The organism is Lentzea terrae (genome assembly GCF_003265345.1).
Lineage (GTDB): Bacteria > Actinomycetota > Actinomycetes > Mycobacteriales > Pseudonocardiaceae > Lentzea > Lentzea terrae.
On record NZ_QFWW01000037.1, the window covers coordinates 259141 to 278726 of the forward strand.

Sequence of the window (19586 nt, forward strand, 5' to 3'; positions counted from 1 at the left end):
CGGTCATCTCTCTGCCTCCGGTTCGCTGTCGAGACCGTGCTCGATGGCATAACGCGCCAGCTCCACCCGGTTGTGCAGTTGCAATTTCCGCAAAGTCGACTGGACGTGGTTCTCGACCGTGCGGTGGGAGATCACCAGGCGGTTGGCGATCTGGCGTGCGGTGAGGCCCTTGGCCACCAGCCGGAGCACCTCGGTCTCCCGTTCGGTGAGCTCCGGCTTGTCCTTGGAGTCGTCCGGCGCGGCGGCCATGCGCCGGTACTCGCCCAGCACCAGGCCCGCGAGGCCGGCAGTGAACACGGCGTCGCCGGCCGCGGTCCGCGACACGGCTTCGACCAGCTCGTCCGCGGACGCCGACTTCACCAGGTAGCCCGACGCGCCCGCCTTCACGGCCTGCAGCACGTCGTCGTGCTCGCCGGAGGCCGACAGCACCAGCACGCGCGTCTCCGGCAGCTCGCCGGTGATCATCAGGGTGGCGTCGACACCGGACAGCTCGCCCAGGTTGAGGTCCATCAGCACCACGTTCGGCCGCACCGCCTTCGCGATGCGCACGGCCGACGCGGCGTCGCCGGCGGTCGCCACGATCTCGAAGCCGCGCTCCGCCAGGTCGCGTGCCACGCCTTCGCGCCACATCGGGTGGTCGTCCACGACCATCACCGAGACCGTCATCTTGCCGCCCCCTTCCTGAACACCCGAACCTCCCATTCCGTGCCCTCCCCCGGCCCGGTCTGGAGCTCCAGCGTGCCGCCCAGCGATTCCACCCGGCCTTTGATCGACTTCTCGATGCCCATCCTGCCCTCTCGGGCGGCGGACGCGATCCGGCCTTCCGGGATGCCTGGACCATCGTCCCTGACGCTCAGCACGATTTCCTCCCCGAGGTCTTCGAGGAGCACCCAGGCCCGCGCGTCCTCACCGGCGTGCTTGTCCACGTTGGACAGTGCTTCGCGGACCAACGAGTGGAGCTCGACGGCCGTGCCCGCCGTGAGCATGACCTGGGTGGCCGGAGTCGACACCTGGATCCGCGGCGTGGCCAGTAACTGCAGGCCCGGCCGCAGGTCGATCTCTCCGTCCACAGTGGAGTCGGGCGCGGCGGCCACCAGGTTCCGCAGGGCGACCTCCTGCTCGCCGGCGAGCATGGCCAGTTCCGCTGCCTCGCCACCGACCTCGAGCCCGCGTTTGCGCACGCGGGCGAGGACCTGCAGGACGCTGTCGTGGATCGAGCGCGCGAGCCGTTCCCGTTCCGCCGTCGCCGCTTCCGTGCGCTGCGCCTGGGCGAGCAGTACCGCGGAACGCCGTGCCGTCGCCGACGCCATGCCGACGACCATGCCCGCACCGGCCAGCAGCACCACGTCGCGCAGCAGGTCGAGACCCGGCAGTCCCTTGGACAGGTAGGTGAAGAGGCCGACCGTCAGCCCGCCCGCGAAGCCGGCGAACGACCCGCCGAGCGCGCCCAGCGCGACCGCGGGAACGCACGCCCAGATCGTGGTGATCAGCGGAACGTTCAGCATCAGCAGCTGGTGGTCGGACATGATCAGCGGCGACAGCAACATGAGGCCGCAGGTGAAGGCCAGGTCGACGAGCACCAACGGCCAGCGCCTGCCCCACGTAGTGCTGTAGGCGCGACTCGTGAAGACGGACCACAGCGCCATCACCCCGAGCGTGGTCCACGCGAGCCACGGCCGGATGTAACCGGATTGGTTCGCGATCACGTTGGCCGCCGCGAAGAGAAATGTGACTATGCGTAGCGCGATCACCCCGCGCCACAGCGGCGTGGCCGGGTCGTCGATCACCTTCGTCACACGTTCGGCAGGCAGTTTGGGCACGCTGTGCTCCTTTCGGCCACCATCCTGCCGCGTGAACGTGCGCTGGCTAACCCCCAGGTGGCCGTCTTCTGCCGAACGGAGGAATGTGCGACGCTCTCCGGGTTCAGGTGGGGAGGGCATACAGGTGCGCGACTGGCCGGTGTGGACACTGCGGCGGCCCGCGCTCTGCTACTGGCTGTTCATCGACGCGATCGCGCTGGCCACGGTCACTTCGGTGATCATCTGCACGCCCACCCCGTCACCCTCCGAGATCGCCAGGTTCGCCGCCATCGCGGGCACCGCCGGCGCGGTGATCATCGGCAGCTCGATCTACAGCCACCGCCTGGGCGAGACCGAGCGCAACCCGTGGGCCGCCCACCTCTCCTACCTGACGGCCGGCATCCTCGCCCTGCCGCCGAACCTACTGGTGCTGCTGCTCTTCGGCCCTGCCCTGCACTGCCTGCTGGCGCAACGCCCGGAGACCTACCGCTGGATGTTCACCCTGAGCGCCACCGCGCTCTCCGTCTTCGCGACCCGCTACCTGCTGGGCTGGTCGGACCCGCACGCCAGCCTCCTGATCATGATCCTCGGCGCGACCGTGCTGCTGACCATGCGCGCCGCCCTGATCGCGGTCGGGCTGAAACTCCGCCGCCCCTCGGCCACCTTCGACGAGAACGTCGGCGAACCCATCGACGTGATCCTCGGCATCGTGGCGGTGTCGATCGGCGGCCTGATGGGCTGCGTCGCGGAGTCCAACGCAGTGCACGCCCTGATCGCCGGCCCGTCCCTGCTCCTGCTCGAACGCGCGGCCCAGCTCCCGCAGTGGCGCCGCTCTGCCCAGCGCGACGCCAAGACCGGCCTGGCCAACGCCGTGCACTGGGACAGCCGCGCACGTTACGAGCTCACCAAGGGCTCCGGCCGCACCCGCCCGATGGCCGTGATGCTGCTCGACCTCGACCACTTCAAGAAGGTCAACGACGAGGTGGGCCACCTGGCCGGTGACGCCGCCCTCGCCGCGATCTCGTTGCTGCTCCGCGCCACCGTGCGCCGAGGTGATCTCGTGGGACGGTTCGGCGGCGAGGAGTTCGTCGTGCTGCTGCCAGAAGCCACGCCCGACGAGGCCGAGTCGGTCGCCGAACGGGTCCGCAAGGCCGTGGCCGCGTTGCGGGTCCCGACGATGGCCACCGACGGGAAGCCGCACGAGCTGCGCGGGCTGACCGTGTCCATCGGCGTGGCGACCACGACGAGGTTCGGCTACGAGCTGCCGGACCTGTTGGTGGCGGCCGACGCAGCGCTGCTGGCGGCGAAGGCGTACGGCCGCAACCTCGTCTCGATGGCCTAGAGGTCCTAGAGGTCCTAGAGGTCCTTGACCCGCTCGCCCTTGTCGTCCTTCGGTGCCGTGTCCTGCGGATCCAGCACGTCGACCTGCTCCGGGTCCTCCTCGGCGTCCGAATCGGACACCAGCGACCGGATCCCGGAGTTCAGCACCGCCAGCAACGGCACCGCCAGCAACGCCCCGGCGATCCCGCCCACGACCAGGCCGCCGGCGATGGCGAGCACCACCGCCAACGGGTGCAGCTTCACCGCCCGTCCCAGCAACAGCGGCTGCAGAACGTGCGACTCCAGCTGCATCACGCCGATGAGCACGGCCAACACCACCAGAGCGGCGATCGGTCCGTTGGTCACCAACGCGATCAAGACCGCCACCGCACCGGTGAACACCGCACCGATGATGGGAATGAACGCCCCGAGGAACACCAACGCCGACAGCGGCACCACCAGCGGCACGCCGATGATCGCCAGGCCGATGCCCACACCGACGGCGTCCACCACGGCAACAGCGGCCGTCGCGCGCACATAAGAAACGAGAGAGCCGAACCCGCGACGTCCGGCAACGTCGACACGGGACCGCACGTCGCCAGGCACCGCACGGATCACGAATCGCCAGATCCCGTCACCGTCGTGCAAGAAGAAGATCAGCGTGAACAGCGCCAGCAGCAGCCCGGTCAGCGCCTCACCGACGGTCGCGGCGGTCGTCAGCGCACCGGACGTGATCTCCGCCTGGTTCTCCTTGATCGTCTTCACGATCTCGTTGATGTAGTTCTGCAGCTGCTGGTCCGACAGGTGCGCGGGCCCGTCCTTCAGCCACTTCTGGATCGTGTCGAGCGACGCCGCCACCTGCGTCTGCAGTTCGGGCAGACCGCGGGAGAACTCGGAGATCACGAACGTCAGCACGCCGCCGAGCACACCGATGCCGAGGATCATCATCACGGTCGTCGCCACGCCGCGCGGCACCCGCCACTCGACGAGCTTCGCCACGCCGGGCGACAGCAGGGCGGCGAGCAGCAGCGCGATTGCGACGGGGATCACGATCGACGCGAGGAAGCCCAGCACGTACGCGACCACGTACAACGCGGCCACCACAACGACGAACCGCCAGCTCAGCGCGGCACTTACCCGCAGCAGCAGTGGAACGCGGCTGCTGATCTCCGACTCCCGTGCGCTCACGTGCCTCACGTTAACCGTTCGAACGCTCGCCAAGCCGGAACCTCATTAGGGATGATCCGTTCGTCAGGGGAGGACGATTTGATCAAGCCGGAAGACTTGACCGAGGTCGAACGCCAGGTCGCCGGGGCCTACGCGGGCGGCACCGAGATCGACCTGACCGGTCAGAGCGTCCGCGGTGAGGTGCTCACCGGGTTGCTGACCGGCATGTACCGCGTGCCGCGCAAGGGATTGCCCGCGCTGCGGCTGCGAAACGCACGGGTCACCGGCAAGTTCGAGCTCGAAGGCACCCGCGTCACGCGCGTCATCGACCTCACCCACTGCGCCTTCGAGGAACCGCTCGACCTCCGCATGGCCCGGCTGATCGGCCTGCGGCTGCGCGGCACCCGCGTGCCCGGCATCCAGGGTCGCAACCTCCGCGTCTTCAGCGACCTCGTCCTGGAGGCGGGCTTCACCTGCACCGGCACGGTCGACCTCACCGACGCCGCGGTCGACGGCACGTTGCGACTCGCCGGCGCCGTGCTCAGGTCCGACACGGACCACGCGTTGCTCGGCGCGCGGCTGCGGGTCAGCGGATCCGTGCAGGCCATCGCGTTGCGCGCCAACGGCGAGGTGCGGCTGCGGGGCGCGGCGATCGGCGGCAGCGTCCACCTCGGCGGCGCGCGGCTGATCAACACCGGCCGGGACGCGCTGGAGGCGTCCGGCATCGTGGTCGCGGGCAACGTCTTCTGCAACGCCGAGGGCGGCCGGTTCACCGCGGACGGCCGGGTGCTGCTCGACGGCGCGCGCGTCGGCGGGAACCTCGAGTTCACCGGCGCCCGCCTGCACTCCACCCACCAGATCGACAACCAGGTGCTGGTCCTGCCGCACGGGTCGGCCGACGAGGCGGCGACGCTGGTGGCCGACCGCATCCGGGTCGAGGGCAACCTCGAGCTCGACGACGGCTTCACCAGCACCGGCACGGTCCGGCTGCCCAACGCGAGCATCGGCGGGTACCTCCGGCTCTCGGGCGCGGTCATCGGGCCGCGCGACGTCGCGGAGGAGCTCGCCGGCGACGTCACGAACCGCATCCCGGTCGCACTGCACGCGGACGGCATGCAGGTCCGCGGCGACGTCGAGGCGCGCAGCGCGGTCAACGGCGCGGGCATCCGGTCGCTGCCGTTGCAGACCTACGGCCAGGTGCGGCTGTCGAACGCGCACATCATGGGCAGCGCCAGCATGTCCGGGGTGTCGCTGCACGGGCCCGGCATCGACGTCCTGTTCGCCGACCGCCTCGAGATCGGCGGCACGCTGTTCCTGCGCGACCTCAAGGCCAAGGGCTCGGTCCGCCTGCAGAACGCGAACATCGGCTCCACCCTCGACATGTCCGGCGCCGAGCTGACGTTGCCGAGGCTCCGCGCGAACGGCACGCAGAAGCCGTCACTGGACGCCCGCGCCATCACGATCGGCAAGGACCTCCTGTGCAGCCGCGGGTTCACCGCGGTCGGCGGCGTGCGGATCCGGCTGGGCGAGGTCGGCAAGATGGCGACCTTCAGCGACTCGCACCTCGGCTCGACCGCAGCGGACATCGCGCTCAACGCCTACGGCCTCACCGTCCACCAGTTCCGCCTGCACATCCCCGCCGGCCAGCAGCCCAAGGGCAAGATCGTGCTGAGCAGGCTCAAGGCGGTCTCGGTGACCGACGGGCCGGGGCTGTGGGACGCCGAGGGCGGCGTCGCCGTGGACGACTTCGAGTTCGCCGGCATCACCGCTGATCCCGACGTGCCGGTCGAGACCAGGTTGAAGTGGCTGCTGAAGGTGCAGCCGGACTTCGCGCCGGGACCGTACGAGCAGCTCGCCGCCGTCTACCAGCAGGGCGGCGAGGAGGAACTCGCGCAGAAGGTCCAGCTCGAGAAACAACGGCGGCGCTACTCCGAGCTCGGTCGCGCCGGCCGGGTCTGGGGCGCGGTGCAGCGGTGGACGGTCGGCTACGGCTACCGACCGTGGCTCGCGATCTGCTGGCTCGGCGTGTTCTGGCTGGGCGGCGCGCTCTGGTTCAACTGGCACCCGATGGTCAAGCTCAACAAGGACGAGGACCCGGTGTGGAACGCCTGGCTGCTCTCGCTCGACCTGTTGCTGCCCATCATCGACTTCGGCCACGACGGGAAGTGGCAGTTCACGGGCGCGTCGCAGTGGATTTCCGGGACGCTCGTCGCCGTGGGCTGGGTGTTGGCGTCGACCGCGGCGGCTGGTGCGGCTCGCGTGCTGAAACGGGTTTGATCTTGGGCCTGGCATTTCACACGATGTAGTTAACCGAGCGCTCTGAGCGTGCATTCGGGGCACCGGGACTGGCAGAGTCCCCGGCGTCGACTTGATCACCTTGATCGTCGGCGAATCCCTTGAGTGCCACCGAAGTAGCGAGGTTTCCTGCGTTGTTCTCCGCCGATCAGCGAGCGAAGACGGGAGCGAACGGCTTCCGCCGGTTCGCCACCCGCGCGCTGCTCGCCGTCGGTGGTGCGATCGCGGGTACGGCCGTCGCTTGGGCGCTCAGCACGTCTTCGGCGCACGCGACCGAAGACGTGCAGCAGTTCGACGTCGTCACCAAGATCGTCTCTGTGGACGAGAAGCTGCCGGTCGTCGTACCGGCGGCCGCCGCAGTGCACGAGGTCGACGAAGCGTTGCGCGCCGAGCAGCAGAAGGCTCGCGCCGCTCTGCCGGAGGTGCAGGTTCAGCAGGTGGTCGAGCAGATCACCGAACGGATCCTGCCCCAGGTCGGAAGGTTCGGTCAGTCCCAGGCACCCGCCACCGAGCGGTCCGTGGACGTGACCTACCAGGAGATCCCGGCCCTCACCGAGGCCGCCCAGTCGGCCCCGGTGGCCTCGCAGTTCACCGGCTCGTCCGGTGCATCGTGGACGGACCTGTTGGCGCACAACGACTTCGTTGTGCCCTCCGAGCAGCGCCCGTCCCTGCCCAGCAACCCGTTCCCGAAGCTGCCCGTCCCGGCCCCCGCGCCGGTGCAGTGCACTTCGTGCTCCGACGGTTCTGGCTCTGCGAAGGGCAGCGCGATCGCTGCTCTCGCTGCGTCCGGCAACGCTTACGGCACTGCGGTGACGCGCGCTCTCGCGCCGTCCACCGACGAGGTGACCGTGACGCCGGGCAAGCAGCCCGGTATCAACCCCGACTGATTCCAGCGCGCGGTCCGTGACAGCCCTCTCCCCTGGCTGTCCGGAAGTCGACCGTCGCGCTTTTCTTGCGCTCCTTCCGGTCGATCACCGCGTGCGACTCCCCGGTGATGACGCGCCCTTCCCCAAGCGCGTCCGGCCCCACCCCTAGAGCCCCCGTCGCTTAGACGGGACATTTGGAAGGAGACCCAATGCAGACCTGGGCAAAGCGCGGAATCCAGTCCGCGTTTGTCACTGGTGGTTTGCTGATGCTCGGTACGGGCATCGCTTCTGCCCAGGAGAACGTCAACCCCGACGCAGCGCCGTCGCCTGTTGACGCGGGCGTTTCGGTTCCCGTGCTGGTGGACCAGAACAACCTCGGCACCCCCGTCAAGAACCTGAACGTTCCCAAGATCGACCGCACGATCAGCACGGACCGCGTCACCAGCGCGGTGCCCGTCCGCACGGCCGCTCCGGTCGCGCACCCGCTGATCCGGCAGGCCGCCGAGCGCGTGCAGGGCACCGCCGCGCAGGGCCTGTTCCGCGGCAACACGATCCAGGCGCACGTCGACGCGCCGATCAACATCTGCGGCAACGCGATCGCGGTCCTCGGCAACAGCGAGGCGGCCGGCGACTGCACGCAGGAAACGCACCGTGACGGCACCATCGTCACCAACGGCGCAGGCCAGGCGCTCGCCGGCAACGTCGTCGCCGTCAACCACGTGCTGCCGGTCCAGATCACCGGCAACGCGATCGCGGCCGGCGGCAACGCCGCCACGGCGACGGACGCCAAGCAGGTTTCGACGACCGGCGGCCCCATCACCACCAACGGTGACAAGGGCGCAGCCTCCGGCAACGTCGTGGCCGAGCAGGGCGCGACGCCGGTCCAGCTCACCGGCAACGCCGTGGGTGGGGCAGGCATCGCCGAGTCCTCCTCGACCGCCGACACGTTCGCCTCCTCCGCGGGCGACGTCCGGACGAGCGGCAAGAACGGCTCGCTCACCGGCAACGCCGTGCCGATCCCGCTGGCTCCGCTGTTCGAGGTGAACGGCAACGCCGTCGCCGCCATCGCCAACTCGACCAGCGAGGCGACGCAGAGCGGCACCGCCCTCGCCGGTGGCAAGACCTACACCAACGGCGACCCCGCCACGCTCGCCGGCAACATCGCCGCGCCCGCGCTCGCCGGCCCGATCACGGTCGACGACAACGCGGCCGCAGGTGGTGGCAACGCGACCGCCATCAGCGACACGACCAACGAGTCGACCGCCGGTGGCCAGTACCTGACCAGCGGTTGGGGCTCCACGGGGTCCGGCAACATCGCCGACGCGCCGATCTCGCTGCCCACCGCAGCTGGTGGCAACGGTGCCGCGGTCATCGGCAACGCGCTGACCGAACACAAGAACGACGCGACGTCGACCGCTGGTGGCCCGGGCTTCACCCGCGGCGACAACTCGGTCCTGTCCGGCAACATCGTCGACGCCCCGCCGGCCACGGCCGTGGACGTGTGCGGCAACGGTGCGGCCGGTGGCGGCCAGGCGGCCGGCACCTGCGAGAACGACGTCAAGTCGAGCACCGCGGGCTACCAGGGCACGACCGGCAACGACTCCGTCGTCTCCGGCAACCTGGTGCAGACCCCGGTCGCCGCGCCGATGGAGGCCTACGGCCTGGCCGGTGCGCTCGGCGGCTCCGCTTCGGGTTCGGCGGACGAGACCAAGGACGTTCGTTCCAGTGGTCAGCCGAACACGGTCGACGACCACGGCACGGTCTCGAGCAACGTCGTCACCGCGCCCACCGCGGTTGCCGGGCAGGTCTTCGGCACCACGGCCGGGCTCGTGGGCAACACCAAGTCGGACACGGCCAACGACACGTCGGTCACCGCGGGCCAGGCCCCGAAGGCCTACGGCAAGAAGAGCTCGGTCTCGGGCAACATCGTCCAGGCTCCGACCTCGACGCCGGCCCAGGTCTTCGGCAACGGCGCCACGCTCGTCGGCAACAACTGGTCGTCCGGCGACAACGCCACCGACATGAAGGCGGGCGGCGACGCTCTCACCACCGGTGAGGCGGGCTCGATCGCGGGCAACGTCGTCTCGGCTCCGGTCGCGTCCGGCACCCAGGTCATGGGCTGGTCGGTCGGCGGCGGCAGCAACGTCGACGCCGCGTCCACCAACGACCTCGACTCGGTCGCCGGTGGCGACGTCGACAGCAACGGTGACAAGGGTTCGCTGTCCGGCAACCTGATCGCCGGCCAGGCCACGCCGTTCGTCGCGGTGCCCGGCAACACCGTCTCGGCTGCGGGCATCACCAACTCCGACGCGGTCACCGACACGAACATCATCGCCGGTGGCGACAGCACCACCTCCGGCGAGGACTCCTCGGTCTCCGGCAACCTGCTGCACGTCCCCGCCAACGCCGCTGCCGGCGTGTACGCGGACGCGGTGGCGGTCGCGGGTCAGGCCAACACGGTCACCGACAAGGTGTCGCACACCCAGGCGGGTGGCGACATGGAGACCGAGGGCAACGGCCCGCTGGCCGCCCGCGAGATGACCGTCCCGGTCGAGGCGGCTGCCAAGGTCGCGCGCATCCCCGTCGAGGTCGTCGGCCAGGCGACCACCGCGGGCACGAGCGACGACACGCAGCTCACCGGCGAGGAGCAGGGCACCCTGCGGGCCACCCAGCTCAAGGGCCTCGAGCTGCCCAAGGGCGTGGACAGCCTGCTGAAGGCCGACGAGGTTCCGGCGTTCCACGGCATCGACAAGCTGCCGGTGAACACCCCGCCGAACCCGGCCGACCTGGCTGCGATGGCCGGCCAGCTGCCGACCCCGGAGCTGCCCACCGTCGGCCAGCTGCCGACCGTTGACCAGCTGCCGACCGAGCTGCCGGCTCTCGCGCAGGAGCGCACCGAGCTGCCCGCCGGTCCCGGTGGCGTGGCGAGCGTGACCCCGAACGTCCAGGGCCTGCCCCTGGGCCAGGTGCTCGACGCCGCGAAGGGCCTGCTCCCCGCGCTGCCGACCGAGCGTTCGCTGCCGACCGTGCCGTCGCTGCCCTTCACCGCGCCGGCCCTGCCGGTTCCGGTGCAGCTGCCGGCTCTGCCGACCGAGCGTTCGCTGCCGTCCCTCCCGGCCCTGCCGCTGGTGCCCGCTCTGCCCACCGAGCGTTCGCTGCCCGCGCTGCCGCTGGACGGCCCGGCCTCCATCTCGGGTCTCAACCTGAACCCGACCCAGGGCCTGGCCCCGCAGGCTGAGGAGCGCGAGCTTCCGCAGCTGCCGGTGAACGCCCCGGCGCTCGCCATGATCGACCCGGCCAACCTGTTCCAGACGGTGACCGGCTCGCTGTAACACCCCGCAGGTTGTAACACCCTCCTCCGGTAAGAAGCTGAGCCCCGGCGACACGACGGTGTCGCCGGGGCTCAGTGCTGTCCGGCGGTGGCGAGCACGTCGTCCGGTTCCGCGTCGCCGTCGCTCGTCACCCAGTGGATCAGCGGGCTGTCCCCGACCAGCTGCCTGATCAGCGCAGAGATCGGCGAGCCGTCACCGAAGTCGTGTTCGGCGATGACCGCGAGAACGGTGTCGCGGTAGCGGGCGACGGTGAAGTCCGGCCGCAGGCCCGCCCGCAGTGCGCGGGCCGCGTCCAGCACCGAGTCCGGTGCCGTGATCAGCACCAGGGTCACGAGGGTGCCGCGCGTTCTGGCGCGGATCAGTGACTGCTCCAGGCGGTCGAGCAGCAGTGCGTGTCCGGGCAGGCCCGTGAGCGGGTCGTGCAGCACAGATCGTGTTTAGCCCTTGTCATGCCGGTTGACCAGCATTGCCGCGCCGAATGTGTGAACGTCACCTTCGCTCGCAGCGAAGATCTCTCCGGAGAACTCCGCGCGGGCCGCGGCCACGGCGGCGAACCGGTCGTTGCCGGGCCAGAAGTGGGTCAGCATCAGCCGTCGGGCACCGGCTTGGCGCGCCCACGATCCGGCCGCCGCAGACGTCATCAGCAGGCCAGAGGTGTCGCCGGGCCGGTCGGTGGCCTCGACGATGAACAGGTCGGCGTCCTGGCCCAGCTCAGCCAGCGCTTCCGCCGGACCGGTGTCGCCGGTGTAGGCGAGGACTTTCGTTGCTTCGAGGCGAACACCCGCGTTCGGGACGAAGTGCGGCAGGTCGATGCCGCTCAGTCGAAACGGGCCGACGGTCCACTCGCCCGGCAGCGCGAACACGTCGAAGACCTCGTGCAACGACACGTCCGGCTCCAGGCCCTGCAAGCGGTCGAGCACACCCGGCGGGCAGTACAACGGCAGCCGTCCCTGCCGCCCGTAGTGCCGCATGCGGAACAAGCCGTGCAGGTCAGCGCAGTGATCAGGGTGCTCGTGCGTGATCACCACGGCATCCGGACCGGCGGGCCACAGGTCCAGCAACCGCGGCAACGTGCCGTAGCCCAGGTCGAGCGCGAGCCGGTAGCCGGACTCCTCGACCGCGAAGCCGCTGCACGCCCTGCCCGGTTCCGGGAAGGCGCCGCAACTGCCGAGCACCGTCAGTCGCACGGCTTGCTCAACAGGATTCCGCGCGGCCCGAACCCGGCCCGCGAGTAGAAGGCGACCGCCTCCTCGTTCGTGGCGAAGATGCCGGCGAACAAGATCGAGACTCCGTGCGCGGCGGCGATCTGTTCGGCCTCCGCCACGAGAGCCGCACCGACACCCCGGCCGCGGTGTCCGTCCAGCACCACGGTGTGCACGTCGGCACCACGGCGCGGGATGAGGATCTGGTGGTCGGGCGGCTCGGGCAGCGGCACCACCTCGACCATGCCCACGACCTCGCCGTCGAGCTCGGCGACGGAGATCAACGCGAAGCCGAGCACCTGTTCGAAGTGCCGTCGCACCGCTTCGACGTCCGGGAGGCGGAAGGTGTCCGGGGCGAGCTGGACGTGACGTTCGGCGTTGGCGAGACGCAGCCGGACGAGGGCGGGGATGTCCGCGCGCTCCGCCGGCCTGATCATGCGGACCAACCGCTGTCGGTGCGCAGGCGAGCGTGCATGTGCGCGTCGTGCCAGCCGTCCGCGTGGAGCAGGGCGCTGCGCAGGGTGCCTTCGACCGGGAACCCGAGCTTGGCGGCGACGCGACAGGACGCCGCGTTGGCCGTCGAGTGCTGCAGGACGACTCGGTGCAGGCCGAGGACGTCGAAGGTCCACTTGGTCAGGGAGCGGGCTGCGCGCACGGCGACCCCGTTTCCGCGCGCAGCGGGCAGGACCCAGTACGACAGCTCCGCCGAACCTTCGAACAGCGAGATTGCGCGCAGCCCGACCTGACCGATCGGCTGATCGTCGTCGGTGATCGCCCAGCTGGCGTCCTTCTCGCTGCCCCAGCGCGTCTGCCAGCCCGCGATCCAGGCGAGCGCTTCGTCCAGCGAGTCGATCCGCTTCACGTGCCAGCGCTGGATGGCGGGGCAGTCGAACGCCGTCTGCACCGTCTTGGCATCGCTCTCGCGCCACGGCCGCAGCACCAGGCGATCGTCAACCTCGATGCGCGGTTGCGTCCGGCTCTGCAGCGAACCGGCCGGCCGGGCGGGACTGACGAGGAGAGGCACGCGTTCATGATCGCACTGTGTCCGGGCCGGGTTCCTGAGCAACTTGCTCCCGCCAGTGGATGAGGTTCTCCCGCACGACGACGGTGTCGGGATCGTCCTCACCCAGTTCCCGCACCATCCGGTCCACCGCATCGACTCCAGCACGGGCGCCCACCCCGGTGAGACCGCGCCGGCGTTGCTGCCGACTCGTTGGTGCTTCCGTTGGTGCGCAACATTCTCCGGGAAGAGCTGACCATCACCGAGCGTCAGTCCTGCATGCCGCCGCGGCCCGGCTGCTGACCGAGACGGGCGCACCGATGAGCCTGCACTCAGCCGGACGTGGCACCGCCCGTCCGCAGCTCGCACCGCTGTCAGCAGACGGCTAGGCCTGCGCCAGGTCGGTGAAGCGGCTGTAGTGCAGCTGGTGCGCCACGGTGATGGTGGCGGTCGGACCGGCACGGTGCTTGGCGATGATCAGGTCGGCCTCGCCGGCGCGCGGGTCGTCGCGTTCCCAGGCGTCCGGGCGGTTGATCATGATGACCATGTCGGCGTCCTGCTCGAGCGAGCCGGACTCACGGAGGTCGGAGAGCATCGGCTTCTTGTCGGTGCGCTGTTCCGGGCCGCGGTTCAGCTGGGAGATCGCGATGACCGGGACGTGGAGCTCCTTGGCGATCAGCTTCAGGTTTCGCGAGAACTCCGAGACTTCCTGCTGGCGGGACTCGGACTTCTTGCCGGAGCTCATCAGCTGGAGGTAGTCGACGACCACCAGCCTGAGGTCGTGCCGCTGCTTGAGGCGGCGGGCCTTGGCTCGGATCTCCATCATCGTGAGGTTCGGGCTGTCGTCGACGAACAGCGGCGCCTCGCTGATCTCGCTCATCCGGCGGGCGAGGCGGGTCCAGTCGTCGTCGCTCATCCTGCCGCCGCGCATGTCGCCGAGGCGGATGCGGGCCTCGGCGGAGAGCATGCGCATGACGATCTCGGTGCGGCTCATCTCCAGACTGAAGATGGCGCTGGTGAGGCCGTGCTTGATGGAGGCCGAACGGGCGAAGTCGAGGCCCAGCGTCGAGTTGTGGGTCGGGATCATCGTCTCGCCCGCGAGGTACAGGTGGTCGTGGTTGTCGACCTCCACACACCGCACCGGCACGGACGCGACCGGGCGCACCGCCACGATCTCGACCTGGTCGTGCCCGCCCAGGCCGGCGATCAGCTCGTCGACGTCACGGCGCAGGCGCGCGAACCGGCCGTCGATCTGCAACGCGGCCAGCAGCTCTTCGCGCTGCTTGCGGGACGCGCGCAGGTACGTCGCGGGGATGTGCGGGTCGTCGGCCAGGTCGAGGTCCTTGGCCACGCGCAGCTCGTCGTCCGTGAGCTCCAGGTCGCCGAGGCCCGACAGGAACAGGCCCAGCTTGCGCGGCGACAGCGGCAACGAGGCCGTGGGCAGCTCCCACGCCGCCGACATGCGCACGAACATGCGGCACACGCCGACGCGCTCGAACAGCTGCGCCGTCGTGCGGATCGCCCAGAAGCCACCGGTCTCGCTGCACGACTCCGTCAGCCACTGGTGCTCGGCGTCGGCCACGATCACCGTGCCGTCGGAGAACTCGACCTCGAAGCACGGGCGGCCGGCCATCACCTCGGTCGCGGCGACCACGCGCGTCGGACGGCCGTCGGCGCCGATCAGGAGGTCGCCCACGGCGACCGAACCCATCGTGGTCCAGCCGGACGGCGTGGGCAGCGGCGTGTTCAGCGCCAGCGCCTTGCCGACACCGGGACGGGCGGCGACGATGATCATCTGGCCACCGTGCAGGCCGTTCGTCAGCTCGTCGAGGTCGGCGAACCCGGTCGGGATGCCCTGCGAGATGCCGCCGCGCGAAGCGATCGCGTCGATCTCGTCCATCGTCGGCTGGAGCAGGTCCTCCAGCGCCACGTAGTCCTCGGTCGTGCGGCGGTCGGTGACCTCGTAGATCGCCGCCTGCGCGCGGTCGACCACCTCGTCGACGTCCGCGCCCTCTGCACCGTTGTAACCGAGCTGCACGATGCGCGTGCCCGCCTCGACCAGCCGCCGCAGCACGGCCTTCTCGGCCACGATCTCGGCGTAGTAGCCGGCGTTGGCGGCCGTCGGCACCGTCGCGATCAACGTGTGCAGGTACGGCGCGCCACCCACGCGCAGCAGCTCGCCGCGCCGTTCGAGCTCGGCCGAGATGGTGATCGGGTCGGCGGGCTCACCGCGGCCGTAGAGGTCGAGGATGCAGTCGTAGATCGCCTGGTGCGCCGGGCGGTAGAAGTCGTTGGGCGCGAGCGCCTCGATGACGTCCGCGATGGCGTCCTTGGACAGCAGCATGCCGCCCAGCACCGACTGTTCGGCGGCGAGGTCCTGTGGCGGCTGACGCTCGAATCCGGGTTCCGCCATACCCCGGTCGTCCACCAGCGCCACTGCCAAATCACCCCTGCGAAGAGTCGAGAGCCGGTGCCTGCCCCCTAGTTGTACAGCGCGGCACCGACAATTCCGGGTGGCCACGCTGTGCGATGACCATCGCCCGTGCCGCGACGCTAGAGGGCCCCGTCCGGAGCAAGCAAACCAGCGTGTGGATCGTCCTGTGGACAACTGGGGGACAACCTGTGGATGGTTGCGCACAGGGGCGGAAGCGCTGGGGACAACCTGTTGACAACCGGTGGAGTGACAGAAATAACCGCAGCTCAGAGGCTGTGCACAAGTTGTGGAAAAAGTTGTGCGCCACACCCTCGGCGTGTCGCGAAAAACAGCCTCTTCGGCGTGTCGCGAGCCGGGATGGCGCACGGGTTATCCACAGGACGTGGACAGGACGGCGCTGGTCCGAACGAGCGAAAGCGCCACCCACCCGGAGCATTCCGGGAAGGTGGCGCTTCAGCAATCGCAACCAGCGTGAAGTGCCCCCGAGGGGGTCACATCACGCGGTTCGAGTTGCGGGGTCTGCGGGGTCGCCCCCGCAAATGACACCGGAGTAGGGCCAAGGCGAAGCCGCGTCAGCGGCGAGCAGCCTTGGCCCGTCCTGCGGAGCGGGCTCTACTCGGCCGACGTGACAACGAGCGGCAGGGCAACGGTGACCTCCGGGTGGAGGCGAACCGTGACCGAGTGCTTGCCGGTGGTCTTGATGTGACCCGGCAGCTCGATGGCGCGCTTGTCCAGGACGAGGCCGCCCGTGGACTTCTTCACGGCCGCCGCAACGTCGGCGGTCGTGATCGAGCCGAACAACTTGTTGGAGCCGGCCGCAGCCTTCGCGGTCAGCGTCACGCCGCCCAGGCCCTCGAGCTTGGCCTTGAGCTCCTTGGCGTGGTCCAGGTCGCGCACGCGGCGGGTGTCCTGCGCACGCTGGATGACCTGGATCTGCTTCTGCGCACCGCGGGTCGCGACGATCGCGAGGCCGCGCGGGAGCAGGTAGTTGCGGCCGTAGCCGTCCTTGACCTCGACGATGTCGCCGGGCGCGCCAAGGCCGGAAACGTCAGCGGTGAGGATGAGCTTCATCGCAAAAGTTCCCTTCTCTTAGCGAGCGGTCGAGGTGTAGGGCAGCAGGGCCATCTCACGGGCGTTCTTCACGGCAACAGCGACGTCGCGCTGGTGCTGCGAGCAGTTGCCGGTGACGCGGCGGGCACGGATCTTGCCGCGGTCGGAGATGAACTTCCGCAGCAGCGTCGTGTCCTTGTAGTCGATCAGGGACGCGCTCTTGTCCTTGCAGAAGGCGCAGACCTTCTTCTTGGGCTTGCGCACAGGCGGCTTGGCCATGTGTCTCTAACTCCTGGAATACGCAGTGATCAGGTTCTGGATGACCGGTGCAGTCGGTCTAGAAGGGGGGCTCGTCGGCGAAGCCACCGGAGGAGCCGGCCGGCGGGGCGGAACCCCACGGGTCGTCTGCCGGTGCGCCACCGCTACGAGACTGCTGGCCGCCGCCGCCGAAGCCGCCGCCACCGCCGTCTCCACGGCTGACCTTGTTGACCTTCGCAGTCGCGTAGCGCAGCGAGGGGCCGATCTCGTCGACCTCCAGCTCCACCACGGTGCGCTTCTCGCCTTCCTTCGTCTCGAAGGAACGCTGGCGCAGCCGCCCGGTGACGAGCACTCGCGAACCGCGGGTGAGCGACTCGGCCACGTTCTCGGCGACCTGCCGCCACACGTTGCACCGCAGGAACAGCGCTTCGCCGTCCTTCCACTCGCCGGACTGGCGGTCGAAGGTGCGGGGCGTGGAGGCCACCGTGAAGGAGGCCACCGCGGCACCGCTCTGGGTGAAGCGGAGTTCCGGGTCGGCAGTCAGGTTCCCGACCACCGTGATCGTCGTCTCACCAGCCATGTCTTGGGAGCTCCCCTAATCGAGGTTCGTCAGGCCTTGACGGCCGACTTGGCGGGCTCGCGGCGCAGGACCTTCGTCCGGAGCACCGTCTCCTGCAGACCGAGCTGGCGGTCCAGTTCCTTCACCGCGTCAGGCGTCGAGGTCAGGTCGAGCACCGCGTAGATGCCCTCGCTGTTCTTGTTGATCTCGAAGCTCAACCGGCGCTTGCCCCACACCTCGACCTTCTCAACGTTGCCGCCCGTGGTGCGGATGACGTTGAGGAACGTGTCGAGAGACGGCGCGATCGTGCGCTCGTCAAGGCTGGGGTCGAGGATGACCATCACTTCGTAATGACGCATGAGGACCACTCACCTCCTGTGGACTCGCGGCCACGGGCTTTCCGTGGCAGGAGGGTCGTCGCGTCAGCAACTGAAGAAGGTTAACAGAGCGCGTCCGGCGACTACGCAGGGGTGCGGCGGAGCACCCAGGTCCGCACCAGCGCACCCGTCACGCAGGCCAGCAGCAGCACCGCGACCAGCACCGGGGCGCCCACGCCACCGGGACCGCCGAGCCTCGGCAGTGCCGTCGCGCGACCGGCCGCCTGCACCGGGTCGCCGTCGACGCCGTTTCCGTTGGAGGCGCGGGGAACCTGCGAGCCGTACCGCACGCCGGGCGACGGCGAGTAGAGGCCGGGCATCGCGAACGGCAGCGAGCCGTAGGTGAACAGCGGCACGCGGCCGAAGTTCGAACCGAACGAGTAGAGCGCGAAGTCGCGGTTGCCTGCGATGCCCTGCGGCGCTCCCGGTGTGCCGGGAGTCACACCCGGCTGCTGGCCAGGAGGCGTGCCGGGCTGCGGCTGAGGCTGTCCGGCCGGCGGCTTCGGGGCCTGAATCCCGCCGACCGCCTGCTGGGAGGCGTCCGCGACCGCCTTGCTGCCGTCCTGCACGGGTGCCGCGACCTGGTTCACGCCCGTGACGACCACGCCGCAGCCACTGGTCAGCGTCGCGCGCACGGTCTTGTCGAGCGTCCCGAGGATCGGGCCGAGCAACGGCAGCTTCTGCAGCTCCGCCATCACGGCGTTCGCGATCGTGGCACCGCTGATGGTCGTCGTACCGGCCTGCACCGCACCGATCGGAATGGGCTTGAGCTGGGAGAACGCCTGCTTGAACGGCTCGACGAGCGGCGGGCCGAGCAACGGCACGGCGCGCACGAGGTCCGTCACGGGCTGGAGCACTGCGTTCGGACTGAGCGAGACGGGAGTTCCCGGCGTGCCCTGCACGCTCGTGGCACAACTGCCCACGACGATGGGCTCTGCCGCGGTGGCCGGAACCGCGCCCACTGAGGCGGAGACCAGCGCCAGCAGCGTCGCGGCGGTGACGCTCAGCAGTCGCATGTGAACTCCTTTCCTACTCCCTAGTAGTAACGACCGTATGTCCTGTTCGTGACGCAGGCCATCCCCAGTTTTGCCAATTACTCCTATCGGCGGCGGCTGCGGTGGCGTTATGGACTCCGACTACCCTCGTGTTCATGCGCATCGGGGCTCATGTCCGCGACGACGACCCGGTTGACGCCGCGGCCGAACGCGGGGCCGAGGTCGTCCAGTTCTTCCTCTCGGATCCCCAGGGCTGGAAGAAACCCAAACCTCACCCGCAGACGGAGGCCCTGCTCGCCTCCGATCTCGAGGTGTTCATCCACGCCCCGTACATGATCAACATCGCGTCGCTGAACAACAAGATCCGGATTCCGTCCAGGAAGAACGTGATCCAGCACGCGGAGGCCGCCGCGACCGTGGGCGCCAAGGGCCTGATCGTGCACGGCGGGCACGTCACGAAGGGCGAGGACCCGGCGGAGGGCTTCGCGAACTGGCGCAAGTTCTTCGAGCGGCAGGTCGCCGAGGGCGGCTTCGCGGTCCCGATCCTGATCGAGAACACCGCGGGCGGCGACAACGCCATGGCCCGCACCTTCGACTCCCTCAAGCTGCTCTGGGACGCGGTCGGCGAGTTCGGCGCGGGCTTCTGCCTCGACACCTGCCACGCGTTCGCCGCCGGCGAGGACCTGGTCGGCATCGTCGATCGGGTGAAAGCGATCACCGGACGCATCGACCTCGTGCACCTCAACAGCTCGCGCGACGAGTTCGGCTCCTCGCGCGACCGGCACGACAACATCAAGACCGGCACCATCGACGCGGATCAGCTGGTGGCCGTCGCGGCCAGCGCCGGATGCCCCGTCGTCGTCGAGACACCGGACGAGGGCCAGGCCGCCGACATCGCCTACCTGCGCGACCACGCCGGCCGGTGAAATCGG

The 19586-nt window shown here is 69.7% G+C and carries 19 protein-coding genes; 6 read left to right on the forward strand and 13 right to left on the reverse strand.

The annotated features are described in order from the left end of the window. Positions 1-3 precede the first annotated feature (3 nt). Together DI276_RS46450 and macS are read right to left on the reverse strand one after the other, a co-directional pair. A complete protein-coding gene (locus DI276_RS46450; RefSeq protein ID WP_112276235.1) occupies positions 4-666 on the reverse strand; it encodes a response regulator in 663 nt (220 codons plus the stop codon). Further along, entirely contained in the window at positions 663-1820 is a 1158-nt protein-coding gene (gene macS, locus DI276_RS46455; protein ID WP_232837384.1) for a MacS family sensor histidine kinase, read from the reverse strand. The genes DI276_RS46450 and macS overlap by 4 nt, the downstream gene beginning before the upstream one ends. A gap of 124 nt (positions 1821-1944) precedes the next feature. Between macS and DI276_RS46460 the strand changes: the two genes are divergently transcribed. Beyond that, positions 1945-3141, forward strand: coding sequence for a diguanylate cyclase (locus DI276_RS46460; protein WP_112276239.1), 1197 nt, complete (start codon positions 1945-1947; stop codon positions 3139-3141). A gap of 14 nt (positions 3142-3155) precedes the next feature. Here the strand turns inward: DI276_RS46460 and DI276_RS46465 are convergent, their stop codons facing one another. Continuing rightward, positions 3156-4307 (reverse strand): AI-2E family transporter, encoded by a 1152-nt coding sequence (locus tag DI276_RS46465; RefSeq protein WP_112276366.1) that lies wholly within the window; start codon positions 4305-4307, stop codon positions 3156-3158. 78 nt (positions 4308-4385) lie between these two features. On the opposite strand from DI276_RS46465, the gene DI276_RS46470 reads away from it, so the two are divergent. The 3 genes from DI276_RS46470 (at position 4386) to DI276_RS46480 (ending at position 10779) form a co-directional block, all read left to right on the forward strand. Further along, the gene (locus tag DI276_RS46470; RefSeq protein ID WP_232837385.1) at positions 4386-6563 is read left to right on the forward strand and encodes a translocation/assembly module TamB domain-containing protein; all 2178 of its coding nucleotides are present in this window, start codon (positions 4386-4388) and stop codon (positions 6561-6563) included. A 152-nt stretch (positions 6564-6715) separates the two neighbouring features. Further along, complete coding sequence (locus DI276_RS46475) at positions 6716-7468, forward strand: hypothetical protein (protein WP_112276241.1); 753 nt, start codon at positions 6716-6718, stop codon at positions 7466-7468. 188 nt (positions 7469-7656) lie between these two features. Then, positions 7657-10779 carry a beta strand repeat-containing protein gene (locus DI276_RS46480; RefSeq protein ID WP_112276243.1) on the forward strand — a complete coding sequence of 1041 codons (3123 nt, stop codon included), beginning with the start codon at positions 7657-7659 and terminating at the stop codon, positions 10777-10779. 71 nt (positions 10780-10850) lie between these two features. On the opposite strand, the gene DI276_RS46485 is transcribed toward DI276_RS46480, so the two are convergent. Genes DI276_RS46485 through DI276_RS46500 form a run of 4 tightly spaced genes read right to left on the reverse strand, consistent with a single transcriptional unit; the run spans position 10851 to position 13005 of the window. Then, a complete protein-coding gene (locus tag DI276_RS46485; RefSeq protein ID WP_112276245.1) occupies positions 10851-11207 on the reverse strand; it encodes a nucleotidyl cyclase domain-containing protein in 357 nt (118 codons plus the stop codon). A gap of 9 nt (positions 11208-11216) precedes the next feature. After that, on the reverse strand, positions 11217-11966 hold the full coding sequence (locus tag DI276_RS46490) for an MBL fold metallo-hydrolase (protein WP_112276247.1): 750 nt from the start codon (positions 11964-11966) through the stop codon (positions 11217-11219). Further along, a complete protein-coding gene (locus tag DI276_RS46495) occupies positions 11957-12418 on the reverse strand; it encodes a GNAT family N-acetyltransferase (protein WP_112276249.1) in 462 nt (153 codons plus the stop codon). Before DI276_RS46495 ends, DI276_RS46490 begins: the two co-directional genes overlap by 10 nt. Next, complete coding sequence (locus DI276_RS46500; protein ID WP_198681320.1) at positions 12415-13005, reverse strand: GNAT family N-acetyltransferase; 591 nt, start codon at positions 13003-13005, stop codon at positions 12415-12417. The genes DI276_RS46495 and DI276_RS46500 overlap by 4 nt, the downstream gene beginning before the upstream one ends. A 55-nt stretch (positions 13006-13060) precedes the next feature. On the opposite strand from DI276_RS46500, the gene DI276_RS51680 reads away from it, so the two are divergent. Then, a complete protein-coding gene (locus tag DI276_RS51680) occupies positions 13061-13237 on the forward strand; it encodes a hypothetical protein (protein WP_198681321.1) in 177 nt (58 codons plus the stop codon). A gap of 129 nt (positions 13238-13366) precedes the next feature. Here DI276_RS51680 and dnaB read toward each other — a convergent pair whose 3' ends face one another. The 6 genes from dnaB to DI276_RS46530 form a co-directional block, all read right to left on the reverse strand. Beyond that, complete coding sequence (dnaB, locus tag DI276_RS46505; protein ID WP_198681329.1) at positions 13367-15394, reverse strand: replicative DNA helicase; 2028 nt, start codon at positions 15392-15394, stop codon at positions 13367-13369. A gap of 633 nt (positions 15395-16027) precedes the next feature. Next, entirely contained in the window at positions 16028-16486 is a 459-nt protein-coding gene (rplI, locus tag DI276_RS46510) for a 50S ribosomal protein L9 (RefSeq protein ID WP_112276253.1), read from the reverse strand. Between the two features lie 18 nt (positions 16487-16504). After that, positions 16505-16744, reverse strand: coding sequence for a 30S ribosomal protein S18 (gene rpsR / locus DI276_RS46515; protein WP_030480165.1), 240 nt, complete (start codon positions 16742-16744; stop codon positions 16505-16507). A gap of 58 nt (positions 16745-16802) precedes the next feature. Next, positions 16803-17303 (reverse strand): single-stranded DNA-binding protein, encoded by a 501-nt coding sequence (locus DI276_RS46520; RefSeq protein ID WP_112276255.1) that lies wholly within the window; start codon positions 17301-17303, stop codon positions 16803-16805. 29 nt (positions 17304-17332) lie between these two features. After that, the gene (rpsF, locus tag DI276_RS46525) at positions 17333-17641 is read right to left on the reverse strand and encodes a 30S ribosomal protein S6 (protein WP_112276372.1); all 309 of its coding nucleotides are present in this window, start codon (positions 17639-17641) and stop codon (positions 17333-17335) included. A gap of 101 nt (positions 17642-17742) precedes the next feature. Beyond that, positions 17743-18675, reverse strand: a complete 933-nt coding sequence (locus tag DI276_RS46530) for a hypothetical protein (protein ID WP_112276257.1) — start codon at positions 18673-18675, stop codon at positions 17743-17745. Positions 18676-18809: 134 nt separating this feature from the next. Between DI276_RS46530 and DI276_RS46535 the strand changes: the two genes are divergently transcribed. Continuing rightward, complete coding sequence (locus DI276_RS46535) at positions 18810-19580, forward strand: deoxyribonuclease IV (RefSeq protein ID WP_112276374.1); 771 nt, start codon at positions 18810-18812, stop codon at positions 19578-19580. Positions 19581-19586: the final 6 nt, after the last annotated feature.

Excerpts from the sequence above, each read along its gene's own strand:
- rplI (WP_112276253.1), bottom strand. The coding sequence starts at position 16,486 with ATGAAGCTCATCCTCACCGCTGACGTTTCCGGCCTTGGCGCGCCCGGC.
- DI276_RS46520 (WP_112276255.1), bottom strand. The coding sequence starts at position 17,303 with ATGGCTGGTGAGACGACGATCACGGTGGTCGGGAACCTGACTGCCGAC.
- dnaB (WP_198681329.1), bottom strand. The coding sequence starts at position 15,394 with ATGGCGGAACCCGGATTCGAGCGTCAGCCGCCACAGGACCTCGCCGCC.
- DI276_RS46530 (WP_112276257.1), bottom strand. The coding sequence starts at position 18,675 with ATGCGACTGCTGAGCGTCACCGCCGCGACGCTGCTGGCGCTGGTCTCC.
- DI276_RS46495 (WP_112276249.1), bottom strand. The coding sequence starts at position 12,418 with ATGATCAGGCCGGCGGAGCGCGCGGACATCCCCGCCCTCGTCCGGCTG.
- rpsF (WP_112276372.1), bottom strand. The coding sequence starts at position 17,641 with ATGCGTCATTACGAAGTGATGGTCATCCTCGACCCCAGCCTTGACGAG.
- rpsR (WP_030480165.1), bottom strand. The coding sequence starts at position 16,744 with ATGGCCAAGCCGCCTGTGCGCAAGCCCAAGAAGAAGGTCTGCGCCTTC.
- DI276_RS46480 (WP_112276243.1), top strand. The coding sequence starts at position 7,657 with ATGCAGACCTGGGCAAAGCGCGGAATCCAGTCCGCGTTTGTCACTGGT.
- DI276_RS46535 (WP_112276374.1), top strand. The coding sequence starts at position 18,810 with ATGCGCATCGGGGCTCATGTCCGCGACGACGACCCGGTTGACGCCGCG.
- DI276_RS46450 (WP_112276235.1), bottom strand. The coding sequence starts at position 666 with ATGACGGTCTCGGTGATGGTCGTGGACGACCACCCGATGTGGCGCGAA.